The 21,680-nt window shown below is 48.7% G+C and carries 16 protein-coding genes; 5 read left to right on the plus strand and 11 right to left on the minus strand.

Translation table 11 applies throughout. From position 1 onward, the window contains the following. The first annotated feature begins 11 nt into the window (after positions 1 to 11). From purD to B5G10_RS02460, 3 genes are read left to right on the plus strand one after another with little or no spacing between them, the layout of a single operon-like run. Positions 12 to 1,280, plus strand: a complete 1,269-nt coding sequence (gene purD, locus B5G10_RS02450; RefSeq protein ID WP_087423189.1) for a phosphoribosylamine--glycine ligase — start codon at positions 12 to 14, stop codon at positions 1,278 to 1,280. A 4-nt stretch (positions 1,281 to 1,284) separates the two neighbouring features. Next, positions 1,285 to 2,259 (plus strand): hypothetical protein, encoded by a 975-nt coding sequence (locus B5G10_RS02455; protein ID WP_087423190.1) that lies wholly within the window; start codon positions 1,285 to 1,287, stop codon positions 2,257 to 2,259. Next, positions 2,238 to 2,708 carry a DedA family protein gene (locus B5G10_RS02460; RefSeq protein ID WP_087423191.1) on the plus strand — a complete coding sequence of 157 codons (471 nt, stop codon included), beginning with the start codon at positions 2,238 to 2,240 and terminating at the stop codon, positions 2,706 to 2,708. The genes B5G10_RS02455 and B5G10_RS02460 overlap by 22 nt, the downstream gene beginning before the upstream one ends. Here the strand turns inward: B5G10_RS02460 and B5G10_RS02465 are convergent. From B5G10_RS02465 to nadA, 6 genes are all read right to left on the minus strand, one after another. Then, entirely contained in the window at positions 2,705 to 3,247 is a 543-nt protein-coding gene (locus tag B5G10_RS02465; protein ID WP_087423192.1) for an NUDIX domain-containing protein, read from the minus strand. The two genes, B5G10_RS02460 and B5G10_RS02465, sit on opposite strands and share 4 nt — an antisense overlap. A gap of 19 nt (positions 3,248 to 3,266) precedes the next feature. Next, the gene (locus B5G10_RS02470) at positions 3,267 to 5,645 is read right to left on the minus strand and encodes a two-component regulator propeller domain-containing protein (protein WP_087423193.1); all 2,379 of its coding nucleotides are present in this window, start codon (positions 5,643 to 5,645) and stop codon (positions 3,267 to 3,269) included. Between the two features lie 10 nt (positions 5,646 to 5,655). Beyond that, the gene (locus B5G10_RS02475) at positions 5,656 to 6,231 is read right to left on the minus strand and encodes a non-canonical purine NTP diphosphatase (RefSeq protein WP_087423338.1); all 576 of its coding nucleotides are present in this window, start codon (positions 6,229 to 6,231) and stop codon (positions 5,656 to 5,658) included. Between the two features lie 178 nt (positions 6,232 to 6,409). Next, positions 6,410 to 7,279, minus strand: coding sequence for a YitT family protein (locus B5G10_RS02480; protein WP_087423194.1), 870 nt, complete (start codon positions 7,277 to 7,279; stop codon positions 6,410 to 6,412). 110 nt (positions 7,280 to 7,389) lie between these two features. Further along, positions 7,390 to 10,161: a leucine--tRNA ligase gene (leuS, locus tag B5G10_RS02485; RefSeq protein ID WP_087423339.1), complete on the minus strand. Its 2,772-nt coding sequence runs from the start codon at positions 10,159 to 10,161 to the stop codon at positions 7,390 to 7,392. Between the two features lie 43 nt (positions 10,162 to 10,204). Then, positions 10,205 to 11,197 carry a quinolinate synthase NadA gene (gene nadA, locus B5G10_RS02490; RefSeq protein WP_087423195.1) on the minus strand — a complete coding sequence of 331 codons (993 nt, stop codon included), beginning with the start codon at positions 11,195 to 11,197 and terminating at the stop codon, positions 10,205 to 10,207. 499 nt (positions 11,198 to 11,696) lie between these two features. Between nadA and B5G10_RS02495 the strand changes: the two genes are divergently transcribed. After that, the gene (locus tag B5G10_RS02495) at positions 11,697 to 12,227 is read left to right on the plus strand and encodes an RNA methyltransferase (RefSeq protein ID WP_087423196.1); all 531 of its coding nucleotides are present in this window, start codon (positions 11,697 to 11,699) and stop codon (positions 12,225 to 12,227) included. On the opposite strand, the gene B5G10_RS02500 is transcribed toward B5G10_RS02495, so the two are convergent. Further along, on the minus strand, positions 12,222 to 12,824 hold the full coding sequence (locus B5G10_RS02500; RefSeq protein ID WP_087423197.1) for a DUF4294 domain-containing protein: 603 nt from the start codon (positions 12,822 to 12,824) through the stop codon (positions 12,222 to 12,224). The genes B5G10_RS02495 and B5G10_RS02500 overlap by 6 nt on opposite strands. A 437-nt stretch (positions 12,825 to 13,261) precedes the next feature. Here B5G10_RS02500 and B5G10_RS02505 point away from each other — a divergent pair, with 437 nt between their 5' ends. Further along, on the plus strand, positions 13,262 to 14,041 hold the full coding sequence (locus tag B5G10_RS02505; RefSeq protein ID WP_087423198.1) for a radical SAM protein: 780 nt from the start codon (positions 13,262 to 13,264) through the stop codon (positions 14,039 to 14,041). Positions 14,042 to 14,130: 89 nt separating this feature from the next. Here B5G10_RS02505 and B5G10_RS02510 read toward each other — a convergent pair whose 3' ends face one another. From B5G10_RS02510 to B5G10_RS02525, 4 genes are all read right to left on the minus strand, one after another. Then, positions 14,131 to 17,079 (minus strand): T9SS type A sorting domain-containing protein, encoded by a 2,949-nt coding sequence (locus tag B5G10_RS02510; protein ID WP_087423199.1) that lies wholly within the window; start codon positions 17,077 to 17,079, stop codon positions 14,131 to 14,133. 165 nt (positions 17,080 to 17,244) lie between these two features. Then, entirely contained in the window at positions 17,245 to 18,561 is a 1,317-nt protein-coding gene (locus tag B5G10_RS02515) for a hypothetical protein (protein WP_087423200.1), read from the minus strand. A 296-nt stretch (positions 18,562 to 18,857) separates the two neighbouring features. Then, entirely contained in the window at positions 18,858 to 19,613 is a 756-nt protein-coding gene (locus B5G10_RS02520; protein WP_087423201.1) for a succinate dehydrogenase/fumarate reductase iron-sulfur subunit, read from the minus strand. Between the two features lie 43 nt (positions 19,614 to 19,656). Further along, complete coding sequence (locus B5G10_RS02525; protein WP_087423202.1) at positions 19,657 to 21,678, minus strand: fumarate reductase/succinate dehydrogenase flavoprotein subunit; 2,022 nt, start codon at positions 21,676 to 21,678, stop codon at positions 19,657 to 19,659. Positions 21,679 to 21,680: the final 2 nt, after the last annotated feature.

The raw sequence follows: 21,680 nt of genomic DNA on the forward strand, positions 1-21,680 counted from the left end.
AAACGACTATCATGAATATATTGCTGTTAGGCTCGGGAGGACGCGAATGTGCCCTGGCCTGGAAACTGAAACAAAGCCCCAAAACCGATCACCTCTTCATCGCTCCCGGTAATGCCGGGACTGCCGCCATAGGAACCAACGTGGATATTGCGGCAACCGACTTCGATTCGCTCGGCCGGTTTGCTGTCGAAAATCACATCGACATGGTGGTCGTTGGTCCCGAAGACCCCCTGGTAAAAGGCATATACGACTACTTCGTCTCGCACGACGAACTGAAACATATCCCCGTCATAGGTCCCTCGCAAGAGGGTGCCCGCCTCGAGGGCAGCAAAGAGTTTGCCAAGGGCTTCATGATGCGTCACCACATTCCCACGGCTCGTTACCAGAGCTTCACCCGCGAGAACCTCGACGCCGCATACGCCTTCCTCGACAGCCTCAAAGCCCCCTATGTGCTCAAGGCCGACGGCCTGGCAGCCGGCAAAGGCGTGCTCATCATCGACAACCTGCAAGAGGCCAAGGAGGAGTTGAAACAGATGCTCGACGGCATGTTTGGCAATGCCAGCAAGACGGTCGTTATCGAAGAGTTCCTCTCGGGTATCGAGTGCTCGGTATTCGTACTCACCGACGGCAACGACTACCGCATACTGCCCGTAGCCAAAGACTATAAACGCATAGGCGAAGGCGACACCGGCCTCAACACGGGCGGCATGGGTGCCGTTTCGCCCGTACCCTTTGCCGACGCTGCCTTCATGAAGAAGGTCGAAGAGCGCATCGTAAAACCCACCATCGAGGGATTAAAGGAGGAGAAGATCACCTACAAGGGATTCATCTTCCTGGGACTCATCAACGTGGGCGGCGAACCCATGGTAATCGAGTACAACGTGCGCATGGGCGACCCCGAAACCGAGGTGGTGATGCTGCGCATCCAGTCCGATCTGGTCGAACTGCTCGAAGGGGTAGCTCAAGGCAACCTGCGTAAAAAGGAACTTGTCGAGGATCCCCGCTGCGCCGTTACCGTCATGCTGGTATCGGGCGGCTATCCCGGACACTACGAGAAGGGCAAGGAAATCACCGGTCTCGACCGGGTTACCGACAGTATCCCCTTCCATGCCGGCACGGCTTTCAAAGATGGTAAAATCGTAACCAACGGCGGACGCGTCATTGCCCTCAGCTCCTATGGTGCTACCAAGGAAGAGGCCCTGGCCAACTCGTTCAAGAGTGCAAAGACAGTTTCGTTTGAGGGTAAATATTTCCGTTCCGATATCGGTGCCGATCTCTGAAACGATGAATCTGAAACTGTTCATAAGCGGTAAAACTACATCGGTCTGGTGGATTATTCTCTACCTGGCCGGTGTCTATTTTGCCGGTCGGGCAGGCATTGCCGCACCCATCGATCCTCAGGGGGGACTACTCCTGCCCGAAGCCGGAGGGTGGCTGCCCCCTACCCTGCTCAACCAGCTCGTCAACAGTCTGCTCATACTCCTGGGCGGAATACTGTTGTTGCGCATCAACAACCGCTTCTCCCTCATCCAGAAACACACCCTGCTGCCGTTTATCTTCTTCCTGCTCTTCGAGCTCGCCACCCCGTCACTCACGCTATTGGGTAACGGCAATATCACGGCCGTGGTGATGCTGTTGCTGTTCATGATCTTTTTTCAATCCTATCAATTGGAAAAGGCCCAACCGGCTTTCCTCATTTTCGGAGCTCTGGCTCTGTGCACCCTCTTCTGCACCCGGTTCGCCTACTTCGTACCCCTGTTTCTCATAGGTTTCTTCCAGATAAGATACCTGTCGGTAAAGTCGCTTTTGGGAGCCCTCATCGGGTTCATCACCCCCTTCTGGATAGCCGTGGGAATCGACCTCATTCCCTTGGAGCAACTCAAAATGTTGTTGCCCCGTTTCAGCCTGGTCCTGCCCCAGACACTGCCCTACGAAAATCCTCAATTCTGGATTATCGTTTTAACGGCTCTCCTGGGCCTTTTCTCGGGTACGACAATGCTCTATACCACTTTCAACGAGAAACGCCAAATACGGGCCTATAACGGCTTCATAAACCTGCTGTCGATCTATGCAGCCATCCTGCTCCTGCTCGATTACCACAATTATCTCTATTACCTGCCCCTGCTCAATGCGGCGGTAGCCATGCAGGCGGCCTTCTTCTTTACCAACAACGGCGGGCGCAAACCGGTAGTGATTTCGTTTTACCTCATACTCGTCCTTTACATCGCACTGTTCATATGGAATTTATTGCCAGCTTAAGCGAATGGGGGTATCTGGGACTCTTCACCGCCGCCTTTCTGGCCGGCAGTATTCTTCCTTTCAGCTCCGAAGTGGTTTTGGGTCTGCTGCTGATGGCCGGATACGACCCTTGGGGCTGTGTGATATCGGCTACACTGGGCAACTGGCTGGGTGGGGTCACCTGCTACTACATAGGTTATCTGGGTAAATCAGAATGGATTCACACCTACTTGAAAATATCAGAGGAGAAACTGTCCAAGATGCAGCACTTTCTCAAAGGGAAAGGTTCTCTCTTCGGGTTCTTTGTCTTCATACCCGTTATCGGCGACATCATAATCGTGGCCCTGGGTCTGCTGCGAGCCAACCCCATAGGGACACTACTCTCGATGATGGCCGGAAAATTCTCGCGTTACTATCTGGTAGTTATCGGTGTCAACTACTTGAAAGAGTGGTTTCCCAACCTTTTCTAATCTGCAAGTTGCCAATAACTGTCGTCTTGAAGCAGGCGTGTAACAGCCCTGCGTATGGACTGAAAGGCAAACTCTTCGGGGCGAATCTCATCGCGCGACAGCCAGAAACACGACTCCACGTCGTCGTGTGCCGCCAGATGATCAAATGCCTCATCGCTTCGGCAAAGGAAAAAGAGATCCATCGTGTGCACGTCGAATCCCGAATAGCGATACACGTTGGGATAGGAATATAAATACTGCATCCGGCTGGGTTTCCAACCAATCTCTTCCGAGAGCTCCCGCACGACAGCCTCCTCGGCCGTCTCGCCACACTCGGTAAACCCTCCGGGCAGATCGAGCATACCTTTCGACGGCTCAAAAGCCCGGCGACAAACCAGCAACCGCGACTGCCGGTCCATGACAAAGGCGGCTACCGAAGCCTTGGGATTGAGATAATAGACAAAGCCACAATCTTCACAACGCTTCGACGAAGCATCGTTCTCAACAAAACGGTGCGACCCGCATCGCGGACAATATTCAAACAGATGCAGCGGATGCATGACTCCTACCCCCTCTCGTTTAATTGACCACCAATATCTTGGTGACTACTCCCGATTGCTTCCCCGTGGCACTCGACGAAGCGAATACCAGATAGACACCGGTCTTTACCCGATTACCATTGCGGTCGCGACCGTCCCACGAAATTTGACCACCGTTGGAATAACCCTCGAAAAAGAGGTTCCCGGCCGTGTCGGTAATCTTCACCAGGCTGTTGTCCATCAATCCCGTGACCGATATCCACCCTTCGTAGTCGGGGCGTACCGGATTGGGAAAAGCATACACGCTGCTGTAGTCTTCAGATGCCTGAACGGCATCAGACCGATAGGCAGCCAAACCGCTGGTGGTGCCTACATAAGCCACACCCGTTACCGGATCGACCACTACCTCGGTCACATAGTCCGAAGGCAATTTACTGTTTTCGGCCGTGAAGTGTTGCAGCACCTCCGACCCGTCGGCACTCACCACATACAATCCCGACTCCTGCGTACCTATCCACTTGCGATTGGCACCATCGACAAAGATGTCGGTAATGTTGATATTCTGCAACAGATAGTCGGCATTGTTGGTACCGTCGTTTCGGGCAATCTTTATTCGTGTACAGCGGAAGTTGTCGTTGAACACGTTGTTGGGATTGGTTACCACAATGGGCCCCGACGAAGTTCCTATCCACAACTGGCCGTTGTTATCCTCGGCGATACAATTGTAGTAATTGGGCGTAAAAGTACTGTTGTCCTGATCGGTAAACGAAACCATTTTCTTGGTTCTATCGTCGGCCGTCGTGTTGTAGGTTCCCTTGTCATCGAAGGCAAAGATATGGCCGGGCCAATTGCCATAAACCACCCACTTGTATTTGGAGTGCTTGGGTATGAGTATCTTGGCATACTTGTTATTGGCGATATCGGGATACTTGAACTGATACCAGTCGGCTACGGTAAGCTCGTCGGTACTCTTCGACAATTTCGATTTGGGCAACATGCTCACACCCACATCACCCAAATGGGTGACCCACAGATTACCTTCTCCGTCAAAAGCGATGGAGGGCACACTGATTACCCAATCCAGATACTTTGTAAACGGAGAATTTTCGGTGGTGTAATGACCTACACACTTGTTATCGGTAAACTTATACATCCCTTCAAACCAAGTACCTATGAAAAAAGTATTGGGATCGTTGGGGTCAAAAGCCATATTGTAGCTCGAATACAGTATAGCCGAATGATGGTAATTGACCAAAGGCACTTCGCCTAAATCGAGAATAGTCCAGCTGTTCTGGTCCAGCACACTTATGCGGGTCTTCACATACTCATCCTCGATACCCCGGCGAGGTCCCGTATTGCTGACATACAACTTGTTGTCATGGATAAGCAGATTCCAGGGGTCCGACACATTCAACACATTGGGCATGAACGGCTCCTTGAGCATCGTTACAGCTCCTTTTTCCATCTTGAAATGGCACAACCCCGATTCTCCCAAGGCCCATATCGACTGATCTTTTTCATACGACGAGGTCTCCACATTCACCAGATATTCCGATGTATTCTGGAAATTGAAAATATTGTTATACTGTATCTTCCCGTCCACAATATCGGGTTTACAGAAAGCCACATACACAAAGCCTCTCAAAACAAAGCTATCGTAGTATTTATCGACATGTATCACACCCAGGTTCAATGTGCCCAACAAAGGCAATCCACTCTGTTGCAGATCATAGAAATGAAGTATGCCTCCCTTACTGTAAAACAGATACTTATCGTTGAATGGCAACAACTCATATATGACGCCATCGACCGTATCGAGTACGGTCCAGTTCGACAGGTTGTATTTAACGGCGTCCTTTTCTATGTAGTAAATCGATTCTCCCGTTACCAGGAACCAATACTTGTTGCAGGCACCCACTTTCGTGATTTTCTTTCCATAGTTATACGACTCGCTCACCTCATACTTTTCATCGTTGAGCACAACGATGCCAAAGTCGGTAGCCATATAGATGCGGTTGTCATAGAATTTTACATCGTTGATGGTCTTCGAGGTAGTCATAATCGCATTCTTGATATCGGGTATGTTATACACTTTCCCGTTGTCATAGAGAAGATCCACATTCGAGTTGGCATACACTACCACCAGATAATTCTTGTCGTAGTTGTAATAGATGCCCGACACCTCTATATCGTTGAGCTTGTTGTTTTTGTTGTAGGCCTCTATCTCTTCGGTCTCCTTATCGAAGCAAAAGAGCGAAATACCCGATATGTAATAGACCCGGTCCTGGGTATCTATCACTTTTACGGGATCGCCCAATGATGAGTAGATTTGCCAATCGCCCACAGCCAGTTGTGCTCGCGTCAAGAACGTGAGCGACAGTGCGACAATGGCTATTAAAGCCGATATTCTCTTTGACATATGAAATCGATTATAATGTGTTTAAAAACTCCGACAACTTTTTCACGGCCCGAGCCCGATGACTTATCCTGTTTTTCTGCTCCTCTCCCATTTGGGCAAAGGTCTCGTCGTATCCCTCGGGGATGAATACCGAATCGTATCCAAAGCCCGACTCTCCCCGACGTTCGTCTGTGATTCTGCCCTCTATCTCGCCATAGAAAATATGCTCCTTACCGTCAAGGATCAAGGCGATGCAGGTGATGAAACTGGCTCTACGGTCTAATCGTCTATCCAGATTGGAGAGCAACTTGTCGATATTCCGCTCCGAGTTGGCCGGCTCGTCCGCATATCGGGCCGAATAGACGCCGGGGGCGCCGTTCAGAGCCACAACACACAACCCCGTATCGTCGGCAAAACAATCGTAACCATACTTCTCTTTGATGTAACGGGCCTTTTGCAAGGCATTACCCTCAAAGGTATCGGCCGTCTCGGGTATCTCGTCGTGACAATCGATATCGTTCAAACTGAGTATCTCTATCTTGTCACCTACAATAGCCGATATCTCCTCCAACTTATGCTTATTATTCGTGGCAAAAACCAGTTTCATAGCATTCATCCATTTTTTTGTAAAAACAAGAGTGCAGCCAAATTTCCATGCAAACAAAAATTCAACTGCCCTCCCCTATTTATGTATAACGATAAATATCCCTTTTTATTTTAGATACTTATCTGTGATAAAAATCATAGTTTGTCGATTTCGACCTTTTTCAAAAACCATCCTTAAATCAAGTCTTTATCTTGTCAAAACCCTCACCATAGACTCCCACAACATTCGATTGCGATATGAAGGCTTTGGGGTCTATCGATTTAATAAGGCGGAATATCTTTACCGATTCGTTACGCTTGGCCAGAATCATCAGCACCTTCTTGGGTTGTTTGGAATACCATCCCATACCCTCGATTACGGTTACTCCCCGGTGTATGTCCTGGTTGACATGCGTAGCTATCTCTTCATACTTGTCGGACAAAATCAAGATCTGTACCGACTGACGCTTACCATTGATGACCATATCCATCGTATAGCTCATCACACCCATCACCACATAACCGAAGATCATCTTCTCTATGCTGTGAAACAGTACATACGAGCTGGCAATAATCAAGAAGTCGATATACATCATCATCTTGGCAAACGATATGTTTTTGTACTTGTTGACGATGGCGGCAATGATATCGGTACCTCCCGTACTACCGTTCGATACAAATACCAATCCCACACCCACACCACACATGATACCACCGATGATGGCCGACATGAAGGGCTGCTCTTCTACCAGGGAACCGGGTATGAACTCGGGCAATATACCCAGGAAGAACGAACACATAAATACACTGAAAATGGTACGCACAAAGAACTTAAGCCCCAGTATCTTGATGGCAGCCAACAACAACACTACGTTGATAGTAAAATAAGATGCCGATACCGGTATCTTCGTTCCATAATAGATTAAGGCCGCTATACCGGTCACACCGCCGGTCGTTATCTCGTTGGGCAACAAGAATCCTACCCACCCCAACGCATACAACAACAAACCGAATATGATGACCATATAGTCTTTTACGACATACAATATACTGTTAAAAGGCAATCGCATATTACTCTTTTTTCTGTTTCTAAACTATTTACTCTTCCTTATTATTTCGGGGTTATGATTAAAAATATCCATGTCCGCTACTCGGTTCACGAACATGGATATGATTTTTTTCAAATAACTACATTCACAATCTTGTTGGGTACCACGATAATCTTTTTGGGTGTCTTTCCCTCGAGCCATCGGGCCGACGACTCATGGTTGAGTACCAACTGCTCGATCTCTTCACGCGAAGTACCTGCCTTGATTTCGAGACTGAAACGGGTCTTACCGTTGAACGAAATGGCATACGTTACCACATCCTCTTTCAGATAATCCTCGTTCCACTCGGGCCATTGGGCGTCGCACACCGTCTGTTCGTGACCCAACTCGTGCCACAGCTCTTCGCTGATGTGCGGAGCAAAGGGTGCCAACAGCACGACAATCTTCTCGAGCATCTGTTTGTTGCGCGATTTGAGGGCGGTCAACTCGTTTACACAAATCATGAAGGCACTTATCGAGGTATTGTACGAGAAGTTCTCTACGTCCCACGATATCTTCTTGATGAGTTTGTGTACCGACTTCAACTCCTCTTTCGTAGGCTCAACATCCTGAACGGCCAGCTTGTCGCCCTGGTAGAAGAGATTCCAAAGTTTTTTCAAGAAACGGTGCACACCGTCTATACCGTTGGTATCCCACGGTTTGCTCTGCTCGATGGGACCCAGGAACATTTCATACAGACGCAACGTATCGGCACCATATTTCTCAACGATATCGTCGGGATTTACCACGTTAAACATCGACTTCGACATCTTCTCCACGGCCCAGCCGCATATATATCTACCGTCGTCTTCCAAAACAAATTCGGCCGTGGCAAACTCGGGACGCCATTTCTTGAAGGCCTCGATATCGAGCACGTCGTTGCTCACGATATTTACATCGACGTGGATGGGTGTGGTATCGTAGTCTTTCTTCTTGTTGAGCGATACAAACGTGTTGGTATCTTTGATACGATACACAAAGTTGGAGCGTCCCTGTATCATACCCTGGTTGATCAGTTTCTTGAAAGGCTCGTCCTCACAAACTACCCCTTTGTCGAACAGGAACTTGTTCCAGAAACGACTGTAAATAAGGTGCCCCGTAGCGTGTTCGGTACCTCCTATGTAGAGATCGACATTGCGCCAGTACTCGTTGTTCTCTTTCGATACCAACGCCTTGTCGTTGTGAGGATCCATGTAACGCAGATAGTAGGCCGACGAACCGGCAAAACCAGGCATCGTACACAACTCCAGCGGATAGTGGTCTTCGGTCTCCCAGTTTTTGGCACGTCCCAACGGGGGTTCACCGCTCTCGGTAGGCAGGAATTTGTCCACCTCGGGGAGTTTCAAAGGCAATTTGCTTTCATCGAGCATATAGGGCATACCCTCTTTGTAATAGACCGGGAAGGGTTCACCCCAATAACGCTGACGACTGAAGATGGCATCGCGCAAACGATAGTTCACCTTCACCCTACCAATGCCCTTCTCCTTGATAAATTTCTTGGTAGCGGCAATGGCGTCTTTCACCTCCATGCCGTTCAGATCAAGACCGTTGCCACACGAATTGATCATCTTGCCCTCCTTGGCATCGAAACTCTCTTCCGATACATCACAACCCTCGATCAACGGAATGATAGGCAGGTCGAAATGTTTGGCAAAGGCATAGTCGCGACTGTCGTGTGCAGGAACGGCCATGATGGCTCCCGTACCGTAACCGGCCAGTACATAGTCACTTACATAGATGGGAATGTGTTTGTTGTTCAATGGATTGATGGCATAGGCTCCGGTAAAGACACCCGTTACGCTACGGTCCATGAGACGCTCGCGCTCGGTGCGGTGTTTGATACTCTCGAGGTATTTATAGACAGCCTCTTTCTGTTCGGGAGTCACTACCTTTTTCACATATTCGCTTTCGGGAGCCAGTACCATAAAAGTTACCCCGAAGACCGTATCGGCACGAGTAGTGAATATAGTAAATTCGACATCCGAACCGACCACCTTGAATTGCATCTCGGCTCCCTCCGAACGTCCTATCCAGTTCTTCTGCGTCTCCTTGAGCGAATCGGTCCAATCGATTTTATCGAGACCATCGAGCAACTGTTGGGCATAAGCCGATACCCGCAGGCACCATTGGCGCATCACCTTCTGTTCCACGGGATATCCGCCTCGTATCGATACTCCCTCGCTCACCTCGTCGTTAGCCAGCACGGTACCCAGTTTGGGACACCAGTTCACCATCGTGTCGCCCAGATAAGCGATGCGATAATTCATCAACGTCTCCTGCTGCTCTTTTTCGGTTTTGGCCTTCCATTCGTCGGCCGTAAAAGAGAGCTCTTCGCTGCAAGCCACATTCAGCCCTTCGGTACCTTTTGTCTCGAAATGTTTTACCAGTTCTTCTATCGAACGGGCTTGTTGCCTGTCGTTGTCGTAGTAGCTGTTGAACATCTGGATAAAGGCCCACTGGGTCCACTTGTAATACTTGGGATCACAAGTGCTTATCTCGCGGCTCCAGTCGTAGCAGAAACCTATCTTGTCCAACTGTTCGCGGTAACGGTTTATATTCTTCTCGGTCGTGATGGCCGGGTGTTGTCCCGTCTGTATGGCATACTGTTCGGCCGGAAGTCCATAGGCATCGTATCCCATGGGATGGAGCACATTGAAACCTTTCAAACGCTTGTAGCGAGAATAGATGTCAGATGCAATATATCCCAGCGGGTGACCTACGTGCAAACCGGCACCCGAAGGGTAGGGGAACATATCCAATACATAGTATTTGGGTTTGTCCTTATTTTCTGTGACTTGGTAAATGTGGTTCTCTTTCCAGTACTTCTGCCACTTTTTCTCTATTTCTTTGAAATTATATTCCATGATGAACAATATGATAGGTAAAATTTTGTATTACTCTTTTCTCTTAAATTCCCAACGAAGCCGATATGTCGAGCATGCGTCGTATGGGTTTGATAGCCTCCCGGGCTATGGCTTCATCGACTACGATTTCGGGTAGCTCATACTTGAGGGTATTGTACAACTTTTTCATCGTATTCAATCGCATGAAGTTACACTCGCTGCAACCGCAACTACTTGCGTCGTCGGGAGGAGCAGGAATAAACTCCTTGTCGGGATTGCTTTTTTTCATCTCATGCAAGATACCCGACTCGGTGGCTACAATAAACCGCTTGCACGACGATTGGGTAGCAAAGCGCAGCAAAGCTGCCGTCGAACCCACCTTGTCGGCAATAATCAATATCTCGCGTTTGCACTCGGGATGAGCCAGCAACAAGGCATCGGGGTACTGCTTTTTCAAGGCTACAATCTTCTCGAGCGAGAACTGCGAGTGTACATGGCAGGCACCGTCCCACAACAACATGTGACGACCCGTTACGCTGTTGATATAGTTACCCAAATTCTTGTCGGGACCGAAAATAATCTTTTCATCGGCCGGGAAACTCTCTACAATCTGTTTGGCGTTCGACGAGGTCACCACTACATCGGTGTGTGCCTTTACGGCTGCCGAAGTGTTTACATACGATATCACCTTGTAACCGGGATGTTGTTTCACAAACTCGGCAAAACGGTCGGCGGGACAGCTGTCGGCCAGGGAACATCCGGCATTCACATCGGGGATGAGTACCTTTTTGTCGGGACAGATAATCTTGGCCGTCTCGCCCATGAAGTGTACTCCGCAAAGCACCAGAATCGAAGCATCGGTTTTGGCAGCCCATTGGGCCAGGGCCAACGAGTCGCCTACATAGTCGGCAATATCCTGTATATCGCCCGACTGGTAATAGTGGGCCAATACAACAGCATTCTTCTCTCGTTTCATCCTTTCGATTTCGGCTACCAGATCTACACCTTCGGGAACAGGCATATCCACATAACCTTTGGAGATATCTACATCGAACATATATATATTCCTTTTTATTTTTTAATTTAAAATCTTTATTGTTGATGATAATAGGCTGTTGATAGCAAGGATAACTTCTTGTTAAAAGAGTTGCTTTTTATCTTATCAACCTCTTGTAGTCTGTTATCCTGATGTTGTCAATGACATTATATTTTTATAATGAGCTCTTTAACCTCCTTATCAACGCCTTGTTTACAAATTGCAAAGTTAATAACTTTATTCTATTTGTATGATTGATAAATAGATATTTTGAGGTGGATATGTCAACTAAAAACTTGTTGGTTTATTATTTGTATTTTCGTGATGACGTGCTGTATAACCATAGTTTTGTGATTTCAAAATTTTGAATCACTTTTTATACCTCCTTTTTATAACGCATTATCCACACTTATCGACACACTTATTCACGACGTTGTTGACGGGTAGAGCAGGGTAGTGTGGATTGTAGTTATCGAGTAGATATATTATCTTTGTATGCGCTTGCAAATAGGGTAGTTTTATGAAGAAAAAGAGTATTCTCGACTTGAAGCGAGTTTCGCAGGAAGAGTTTAAACACCTCGAAAAGATACCTTTGGTGGTGATTCTCGATAATGTGCGCAGTCTCAATAACATTGGATCGGTATTTCGCACGGCCGACGCTTTCAAGGTAGCCTGCATATATCTTTGCGGCATCACGGCTACGCCGCCTCATACCGATATACACAAGACGGCACTGGGTGCCGAGGATAGTGTCGATTGGATTTATGAGCAAGATACCTGTACTGTTGTTGATAAGTTGTTGGCCGACGGTTATGAGGTCTATGCCATCGAGCAGGTAGAGGGGAGTATAAGCCTCACCGACATCGAGTTGGACAAGAGTAAACACTATGCCGTTGTGTTGGGCAACGAGGTAAAGGGTGTGCAGCAGTCGGTGGTAGATAAGTGTACGGGCAGTATCGAAATACCTCAATTCGGGACCAAACATTCATTGAATGTATCGGTAACCGCCGGTTTGGTGATTTGGGACTTTTTCAAGCAACTGGGACTATAACGAGCCCTGTTCTACCAGGATACAGATACGCTCGATTGTCTTGTCTCTCCCCTCGGGTTGCCAATCGGTCTTGAGCGAGGCACCAAACATCTTACCGAAGAATTGCCAGAAGTTGGCTCTGAAACTACCCAAAAAAGCCTTTATCAACTCATAGGACGATTGGTTACATTCCCTGTTAATCAGCTTGATAAGCATCTTACCTTGTGATAAGGTAAACTTTTTCAACACGGGTTTGTATTGTTTGAACACCTCTTTTTCCATGCGTTTCATATGTTCTTCGCGAGCCTTATCGTCGGGGAGAGTCTCCATATATTCATAGGTTTCTATGAAGATGGCGTAAATCAATTTGGCATAGGGTAGAGTCTTTTTCACGTCGCGCACGGTTTTCCAGTAAAATTTTTCCTCCTTCTTGTTTTTGAATTTCTCGGGGGGAAATACATAGAAGGTGCGCAAGCCTATCATGCGTACCGTATCGTTATCGATGATTACCCGATAGAAATGTTTATAAGCCGGATGTTCCTCCTGGAATACCTGTGCTCGAAGAGACGGAACTACCAGAAAGAGAAAAAGAAACAATATGTACCATCCTCTTTTCATCGGGTACAAATGTAAACCATTCGATTTTTTAATAACTATTTTTTTGCAATAATTATATTATTCACATCTGTTTATAGTGTATGTGAACAAAGTGTAAATAACTTGTGTATAAACCTGTTTATTTAAAGTGAATAGTTTGATAATTAATTATTTATGAATTGTTGATAAGTATGGAATTGATAGTGTTTGAAGTGTTGAAATCTCGTGGATAAACTGTTGGTATGGACTTTTGAGCCGGGTTAACTACCTCTCTTTGTGCCGTAAGTTGAAATCTTGTCGATAGCTATGTTAAATTATATTATAAATAATTGATATACAATATATTAATAGATATAAACAGACTGTGAATAGAGACAAAAGAGCAACATATATTTTACTGAAAACTCATGGTTGAATAGGAGATAAATTTTACTTTTGCAGATAAAAGGAACTTTGTTATGCAAACGGTATTATTTCATGAAATCATTTACGGGCCGGTACACAGCCGCCGCTTGGGCATCTCGTTGGGTGTGAATCTGCTGCCTACCGATGGTAAATTGTGCTCGTTTGACTGTGTCTATTGCGAGTGCGGATACAACGCACAGGGAGCTGGTAAGAGCGGATTACCTTCGGCCGACCAGGTGGAAGAGGCGTTGAAAACGCGTTTACAAGCCATGCACGGTGCCGGTGAGAAACTCGATGTGATTACCTTTGCCGGTAATGGCGAACCTACGTTGCACCCCCAATTCGAGCAGATCATAGATACGACGCTCTATTTGCGCGACCACTATTATCCCGAGGCCAAGATAAGCGTGCTTTCCAATGCGACCCGTATTCACACCGAATCGGTATTCAGGGCTCTGAACCGGGTCGATAACAATATACTCAAGCTCGATTCGCTGCGTCCCGAGACGGTGGCGCTGATCGACAACCCCAACGACAGCCATTTCGACGTGAACCGGGTGGTGTGCGATTTGAAGCGTTTTTCGGGTAATGTAATCGTGCAGACCATGTTTCTGCGCGGCAGGCACAACGGGAATCGCATCGACAATACCGTCGAGGAGGAACTTGCACCCTGGTTAGAGGCTCTGCAATACATTTCGCCTCGCTCGGTGATGATTTATACCATTGATCGCAAAACGCCCGAGGAATCGCTCGAAAAGGTCTCTCGCGAAGAGTTGGAGCAGATTGCCTCCCGGGTGCGTGAGCTGGGCCTCAAGGTTTCGGTTTCGGCCTGACATTTACATACGATATAGCCAAGATACAAGAAAACCCGGTGCAAATGACTTGCACCGGGTTTTCTTGTGCTGTAATAGGGCGGTCGTTTTTACTTCACGACTACCTTTTTACTTTGCGTCGAGTTTGCGTTATGAACTTTTACTATGTATATGCCTTGGTTAAGGTTCAGGTCTTTTTCATTGATTACACGGCCTTCCCACACGAGGCTACCGCTTGTCGAATAGATTTGAGCCATGGCATCGTCGGCTACAATCTTGATAGTGCCGGGCAGGCTCCATACTTTTATGCCGTTGGTTTCGGTTTCGTCGATACCCGATGCGTCGGCAAACTCGGCGGTTACCACCGAAGCCATCTTCACGACAAACGAGCCGTTGGTTACACTCACGCCGTTTACCCAGAGATTTTTCAATCCATAGCCGCTTTCGGGCAGGGGAGTGACGGTTACGGTAGTGTTTTTGGTCACCTTGTCGCCCGAGTTTACCACCTGGTTATCGGCATTGCGCAGTTCCAGTGTACCGTTTTCCGAGGGTTCGATAGTGATGTAAGCCTCGTTGCATCCGCTACCGTCGCCGTCGATAGATACTTTCCACCCCTTTTTCGTAGCGATGGAGGTTTCGCTGGTCCCGGCTTCATTCTCATTGTTGATACCGGCAATGAAGAGGTTTACATTGGTAGGCGTTGTGGCACAAACGGGCAGGTGATAGTAGAGGTCGTTGAGTTCGCAAGCCGTCATACCGTTGCCCGAGCACTCGATATAGTTCAGCTTCGTGTTGTTCGACAGGTCGATGGGGTCGAGTTGGTTACCGTCGCAGAAGAGACGCTCGAGCTCGGTATTGGCCGAGAGGTCGAGGGTGGTGAGCTGGTTGTTCGAGCAGGTGAGCCGCACCAGTTTCGTGTTGTGGGTCACATCGAGCGAGGTCAACCCGCTGTTGCTGCACTGCAACTCTTGCAGCTCGGTGAGCATGCTCACGTTGATCGAACCCAGTTGCGAGTTGTTCTGCAAGTCGAGTAACATCAGTTTGGTGTTGTTGGCCAGGGTTACGGTCGAGAGCGAGTTGTTCTTTATGACAGCCTCTTCGAGCAGGGTGTTCTTCGACAGGTCGAGCGAAGTGAGGTCGCAGTTGTAGCAGGTGAGCGAGAAAAGCTTCGTATTGTTCGACAGGTCGAGGGTACCTATTTCGTTGTAAGAGCAGTCGAGTTTACCCAATTCGGGGTTCTTCGAGAGGTCGAGGGCCGTGATATTGGTCCAGTAGCAGTCGAGGGTAGCCAGTGTGGCGTTGTGGGTTACATCGAGCGACAGCAGGTCGTTTTCGGAGCAGTCGAAGTAGTCGATGAGACCGGTGATGCGCACGGTTGTGCCTTTGGAGTTTCCTTCGAGGCGTACAATTGACTCGTTGTCGATGGTCATGGTTTCGATTTCGCCGTTACCCCAATCGACTTCCACTTCGGTCTCGGGATCGATACCGCTGATACCAAACGAGAGCGGCGTGTTGTTTTCTACTCCTACAGATATGTAGTTGTTGGCGGCAATGGGAATGAATACGGCCGAAACCGTTACATCGCTGGTAGCGGCAAATATGTTGCCGTTGATGCGTTGTCCGTTGATTTCGTAGTAGCGCAGTTGATAACCTTCGGCCGGCGAAGCGGTGATATAGGTAGGTACACCCGATTCGAGCGTGTTGTTTTCGACAGCGTGCAGTTCGTGCGAAACCAGGTCGGGTTGCGAGAGGGTGATGGTACCCATTTCGGAGGGTACGATAGTAGCCGTCACTGTGCCACAGGCAGCACTGCCGTCGCCCGTTACATCGACGGTCCATTTCAGCTCGGTAGCGATAGAGGTTTCGCTGGTCTCGGCATTGCTGCCTTCGAGCAGCAGGTTGGGGTAGGGACTTGTCTCTTCCAGACCCGAGAGAGTCTGGTACATGTAGTTGAGGCTGCAAGGCGTCATGCCTGCATTGTCGCGGATATCGATGGTGTTGATACCTTGGTTATAGTAGAAGTCAAGGAAGGTGAAAAGGTTGTTCTGTCCCCAGAATTTCTGCAGATAGCTATTCTGACTCAAGTCTATCTCGGTGAGTTTGTTGTTGCTGCATTTGAGCGATTTCAACCGGGGCATGTTCGATACGTTCAGTTTGGTCAGCTGATTGCCGTCGCACGAGAGGTTGGTAATGTTGCTGTTGGCCGAGAGGTCGAGGCTCTTTATCTGGTTGTTGCTGCAAACGAGATCCATCAGCTCTGTGTTGATAAATACGTTCAGCTCGGTCAAGTAGTTGTCGTTGCAGTAGAGTTTCTCGAGCTTTTCGTTTTTAGTGAGGTCGAGCGATTGGATGTAGTTGTAACGTACATCGAGTTGTTGCAGTTCAGTCAGTTTGGTCACGTCGATTTCCATCAGCGAGTTGCCCTCCAGATTGATGTAATAGACATTGGGGCAACCCGACAGGTCGATAGCGCTCAAATCGTTGTTGTAAGCCGTAATCGATTCCAAGGCACTGCCTTCGCTGGGGAGTATAATGGTGGTAATGGCTCCCCGTTCGTCGGGATCGGATGTATCGGTTTTGTCGTACCGGCAGTTGAGGTTTCTCAGTTTCTTGTGTTCCGAGAGGTTGAGAAACATCAACTGAGGGTTGTTGTAGCAGTTGAGCGTTTCGAGGTTCAAGGCTCCCGAAATGTCAAGGTCGGTGCGTGCTATTTCATTGCGGTAGCAATCGAGGGTAGTGAGCTCGGGCTCGTTGACGATCGAGATGGAGGTTACGTGGGCTTCGGAACAGTCGAACGAACGCATGGGCGAGAGCACGCGTATCGTGTCGCCTACTTGATTGCCGCTTACGCTGCGTGTCCACATACCGTCCACGGTATATTCTTTTTGAATACCGTCGCCCCAATCGACGATTACTTGACCGTCTGTGGCTACGGGTGTAGGATAGAATGTAAATTCACTGCCCAATTCAAGCGAGGTAGTGATTTTTATTTCGCCCCATGCCTGTGATGCACTCAACAAGAGGCATAAAGAGAAGAGGAAAGTTGTAAATTTTTTCATACGATTTGTTTTGTTTTAGTCTTCAATGTTGGCTGTTTCTGTCGAAATGAAATTGTATAACACAAAAATGAGAAAAAAATAAGAAAATAACAATATGGTGAGCGTTGCTATTTATGAATAAATAAATATTGATAATCAACAGGTTAAAGATTGAAACGTTGCAATTTAACGTTTCGAAAGATTTTCTTCGCCCAAAATGACCATACCCAATCCCTGATCTGAAAAGTTTTGGGGTATTTTTTTCCTGATGCGGGTTCGTTGCGAACGAATTGTTTCGCTGCTGATTCCACGACAGGCCGCACACTCCCGGGTAGAGAATCCCAGTTGAATGAGCGCGCACAGAAAAGCATCGTTCCCGGTGAGCGGCACTACGTTGGAAAGTTGTTGCAGATAGGGATCGAACATTTTTAATACAACCGTTTGAAAACTCTTTTGTTCGTCATAGCTGAGCGACTCTTTGCCCGAGGTTATTCTCTTGTGCCACTCGGCATAGGTGTTGGTTGCCTTGAAATCGCGGCTGCATTGCTCTCCGGCTTTACGGATGATGTCGATTATCTGCAACTCTCGGTTTTCGTTTTCCTGGGCCCGAGCCTCCTGTTTTTCCCATTTATGGGCAAAGAGCTTTTCGTTGCGGCGTTTCAGGTGGCGGCGGTAGAAGGTGAAGGTGGCTATCGAAAGCAGCAACACGGCCGCTATACACACCGCTATCGAAACTATCAAACGTGTGTGACTCTGCTGTTTCAAATCGGTAGTGATGCGTATGTGTTCCTGACGGTCAATCTGATGCGAGACGGCACTGTTTTCAATCGAGTCGGAGAGGCGATACCCTTCGTGCAGGTAGAAGAATCGGAGAGAGTCGTTTATACCGGCCTCTTCGGGTAGATCGGCCAGTTTGAAGTAGGCCGAAGCCCTTATTGATTTGTCTTTGCTTTGGCTGGCTTGTTCGAGGTAAAACAGGGCCGAGTCGTATTGCTGTTGCAAGGCAAAGAGCTGTCCGCGCACGGCATAGTTGCGCAGGCGTTTCACTTCACTGCGGGTGAGCGACAAGGCTTTTGCATTGTATTCCAGAGCTTTTTCGATATTGTTTCTCTGCTTGTAGGCCGTGGTCAAGTTGTTATAGACCGATGAGCGTTCCTCCCGATTTGCTATCTGGTCGAAAAAACCGAGCGGTTTTTCGAAGTAGTACAGTGCACTGTCGCGGTCTTTGTAGAGGTAGTAATATTTGCCCATACCCCGGTAGGCCTGTGACAGATTGCTTTTGTCGGCCAGGCTCTGTGATGCCTGTATAGCCTGCGAGTAACTCTCCTGGGCTGTTTCGTAGATATTGTAGTCGAGAAGTAGATCGCCCAAGTGGTTGTAGATTTTTCCTTTTAATTCTTGATTTTGGGTTCCTGACAGTTGTTTCAGAGCCTGGTGATACAGGATTAAGGCCGAGTCGGGAATATGTTGCTCCTCCATCTTCACACCTTGTCGATAGAGCATTTCGGCTCGCTCGGAGTGGTATCGGCTGCACGAAACCGACAAGAATAACAGAGATAAAATGAATAGAAAACCTCGCCTCATTAGACAAAACACACAAATAAGCCCTTCAAAGATAGTAAAAGGTGCGTGTAGAGGCAAGTGAAAATGAATTTTTCAGATTTGACTATACTCAATCTCGACCTGTCTTGTACAGAGATGGGGGAGAGTAGAGCGTAGTCAAAAGAGAATCAAGTAATAAAAAGACACCCTCGGGAAGGTCTCTCCCGAGGGTGTCTTTTATGTATCGAAAGTCCTTGTTAGTCTTTCAGTTTGGCGCAGATAAACTCGCGGTTCAAGCGGGCGATGTTGGTGAGCGAGATGTTTTTGGGGCACTCGGCAGCGCAGGCACCGGTGTTGGTGCAGTTACCGAATCCCAGTTCATCCATCTTGGCTACCATGGCACGGGCACGGGCAGCAGCCTCTACGCGACCTTGCGGCAGCAGGGCATACTGGCTTACCTTGGCCGATACGAACAGCATGGCCGAACCGTTTTTACAAGCAGCTACGCAGGCACCGCAACCAATACAGGTAGCCGAGTCCATAGCCTCGTCGGCAGCCTCTTTGGAGATGGGAATTGCGTTGGCGTCTTGAGCACCACCCGTGTTGATCGAGATATAACCACCGGCTTGTTGGATTTTGTCGAAGGCACGACGATCGACCATCAGGTCGCGGATTACGGGGAATCCGGCCGAACGCCAGGGCTCTACCGTGATTACGTCGCCATCGTTGAACTTACGCATGTGCAACTGGCAGGTCGTTACGCTGGTGTCGGGCCCGTGGGGGTGTCCGTTGATATAGAGCGAGCACATGCCGCAGATACCTTCGCGGCAGTCGTGGTCGAAAACTACGGGCTCTTTACCCTCGTTGATGAGTTGCTCGTTGAGCAGGTCGAGCATTTCGAGGAAAGAGCTGTCGGTAGATACGTTGTTGAGTTTGTATTCCTCAAATCTACCTTTTTCTTTGGGACCTTTTTGGCGCCAAATCTTCAGTGTTATATTGATTGTTTTTTCCATAACTTTATCGTGTTATACCGGAATTAAACGGCGATTAGACAAATTATTTCTTGTAGTTACGTTGTTGAACCTTGATAGCCTCGTATTTCAGTTCTTCCTTCAATAATTCGGGCTTTTTATCTTCGCCTTGGTATTTCCAGCAGCTTACATACATAAAGTGTTCGTCGTCACGTTTAGCCTCTCCGTCTTCGGTTTGATACTCTTCACGGAAGTGGCCACCACAAGACTCTTCGCGGTTGAGAGCGTCGAGAGCCATCAACTTGCCTATTTCGAGGAAGTCTTCTACGCGCAGGGCCTTTTCGAGCTCTACGTTCAGCGTATTGGCTTCGCCCGGGATACGTACGTTGGAGTAGAATTCCTTCTTCACCTCGTCGATTTTCTTGAGTGCGGTTTCGAGTCCGGCTTTGTTACGACCCATACCCACATACTCGACCATGATGTGGCCCAGCTCTTTGTGAATCGAGTCAACCGAACGTTTACCCTTGATGTTCATCAGTCGGGCGATACGTGCCTTGACAGCCTTTTCGGCCTCTACAAATTCGGGCAGGTCGGTCGAGAATCGGGGAACCTGGATCTGATCCGACAGGTAGTTTTGAATCGTGTAGGGCAATACGAAGTAACCGTCGGCCAAACCTTGCATCAGGGCCGATGCTCCCAGACGGTTGGCACCGTGGTCCGAGAAGTTGGCTTCGCCGATGGCGAACAGACCGGGAATCGAGGTCATCAACTCGTAGTCAACCCAGATACCACCCATCGTGTAGTGTGATGCGGGATAGATCATCATAGGCGTTTCATACGGGTTTTGATCGACGATTTTCTCGTACATCTGGAACAGGTTGCCGTAACGGCTGGCTACAGCCTCTTTACCCTTGATTTGGATAGCAGCCTCTTCGCCACCCAGTTTTTCGATTACGTGGTGGTCAAGACCTTGGATAGCTTGTTTACCCAGACGCTCGATACTCTCTTTGAAGTCGAGGTAAACGGCATATCCCGAGGGGCTTACACCATAGCCGGCGTCGCAACGCTCTTTGGCGGCACGCGAAGCCACGTCGCGGGGTACCAGGTTACCGAATGCCGGGTAACGACGCTCCAGGTAGTAGTCGCGGTCTTCTTCCTTGATGTCGGTCGGTTTCAGTTTGCCGGCGCGGATAGCGGCAGCATCTTCTTTCTTTTTGGGAACCCAGATGCGGCCATCGTTACGCAGCGACTCCGACATCAGCGTCAGTTTCGATTGGAATTCACCGTGAACGGGGATACAAGTGGGGTGAATCTGAGCGTAAGCGGGGTTGGCAAAGTAGGCACCCTTGTGGTAGCACTGAACGGCTACCGAGCCATTCGATGCCATGGCGTTGGTCGAGAGGAAATATACGTTACCATATCCACCGGTAGCGATAACTACGGCGTGAGCGGCAAACCGCTCGATTTCGCCGGTTACCAGGTTGCGGGCAATGATACCGCGGGCACGGCCGTCGATGACAACGAGGTCGAGCATTTCGTAGCGGGTGTATTGTTTTACGGTACCTTTTTTCACCTGGCGGTTGAGGGCGGCATAGGCACCCAGCAACAGCTGTTGTCCCGTTTGACCTTTGGCGTAGAAGGTACGCGATACCTGGGCACCACCGAAAGAGCGGTTGGCCAACTGACCTCCGTATTCACGGGCGAAAGGTACACCTTGAGCCACGCATTGGTCGATGATGTTGTTCGACACTTCGGCCAGACGATATACGTTGGCTTCGCGGGCGCGGTAGTCACCACCTTTGATTGTATCGTAGAAGAGGCGATATACCGAGTCGCCGTCGTTCTGATAGTTCTTGGCGGCATTGATACCACCTTGAGCGGCGATAGAGTGAGCACGGCGGGGAGAGTCTTGAATACAGAAGTTCAACACGTTGAATCCCAGTTCGCCCAGCGTAGCAGCAGCCGAGCCACCGGCCAGACCCGTACCTACGACGATGATGTCGAGACGACGTTTGTTGGCCGGGTTCACCAATTTTTGGTGAGCTTTGTAATTGGTCCACTTTTCAGCCAAGGGGCCTTCGGGTATTTTAGAATCTATTGTAGCCATAA

Origin of the sequence: Barnesiella sp. An55 (assembly GCF_002161555.1) — a bacterium.
GTDB lineage: Bacteria > Bacteroidota > Bacteroidia > Bacteroidales > Barnesiellaceae > Barnesiella > Barnesiella merdipullorum.

Coding starts and splice junctions, on each gene's coding strand:
- purD (WP_087423189.1), top strand. CDS start 12: ATGAATATATTGCTGTTAGGCTCGGGAGGACGCGAATGTGCCCTGGCC.
- B5G10_RS02455 (WP_087423190.1), top strand. CDS start 1,285: ATGAATCTGAAACTGTTCATAAGCGGTAAAACTACATCGGTCTGGTGG.
- B5G10_RS02460 (WP_087423191.1), top strand. CDS start 2,238: ATGGAATTTATTGCCAGCTTAAGCGAATGGGGGTATCTGGGACTCTTC.
- B5G10_RS02465 (WP_087423192.1), bottom strand. CDS start 3,247: ATGCATCCGCTGCATCTGTTTGAATATTGTCCGCGATGCGGGTCGCAC.
- B5G10_RS02470 (WP_087423193.1), bottom strand. CDS start 5,645: ATGTCAAAGAGAATATCGGCTTTAATAGCCATTGTCGCACTGTCGCTC.
- B5G10_RS02475 (WP_087423338.1), bottom strand. CDS start 6,231: ATGAAACTGGTTTTTGCCACGAATAATAAGCATAAGTTGGAGGAGATA.
- B5G10_RS02480 (WP_087423194.1), bottom strand. CDS start 7,279: ATGCGATTGCCTTTTAACAGTATATTGTATGTCGTAAAAGACTATATG.
- leuS (WP_087423339.1), bottom strand. CDS start 10,161: ATGGAATATAATTTCAAAGAAATAGAGAAAAAGTGGCAGAAGTACTGG.
- nadA (WP_087423195.1), bottom strand. CDS start 11,197: ATGTTCGATGTAGATATCTCCAAAGGTTATGTGGATATGCCTGTTCCC.
- B5G10_RS02495 (WP_087423196.1), top strand. CDS start 11,697: ATGAAGAAAAAGAGTATTCTCGACTTGAAGCGAGTTTCGCAGGAAGAG.
- B5G10_RS02500 (WP_087423197.1), bottom strand. CDS start 12,824: ATGAAAAGAGGATGGTACATATTGTTTCTTTTTCTCTTTCTGGTAGTT.
- B5G10_RS02505 (WP_087423198.1), top strand. CDS start 13,262: ATGCAAACGGTATTATTTCATGAAATCATTTACGGGCCGGTACACAGC.
- B5G10_RS02510 (WP_087423199.1), bottom strand. CDS start 17,079: ATGAAAAAATTTACAACTTTCCTCTTCTCTTTATGCCTCTTGTTGAGT.
- B5G10_RS02515 (WP_087423200.1), bottom strand. CDS start 18,561: ATGCTCTATCGACAAGGTGTGAAGATGGAGGAGCAACATATTCCCGAC.
- B5G10_RS02520 (WP_087423201.1), bottom strand. CDS start 19,613: ATGGAAAAAACAATCAATATAACACTGAAGATTTGGCGCCAAAAAGGT.
- B5G10_RS02525 (WP_087423202.1), bottom strand. CDS start 21,678: ATGGCTACAATAGATTCTAAAATACCCGAAGGCCCCTTGGCTGAAAAG.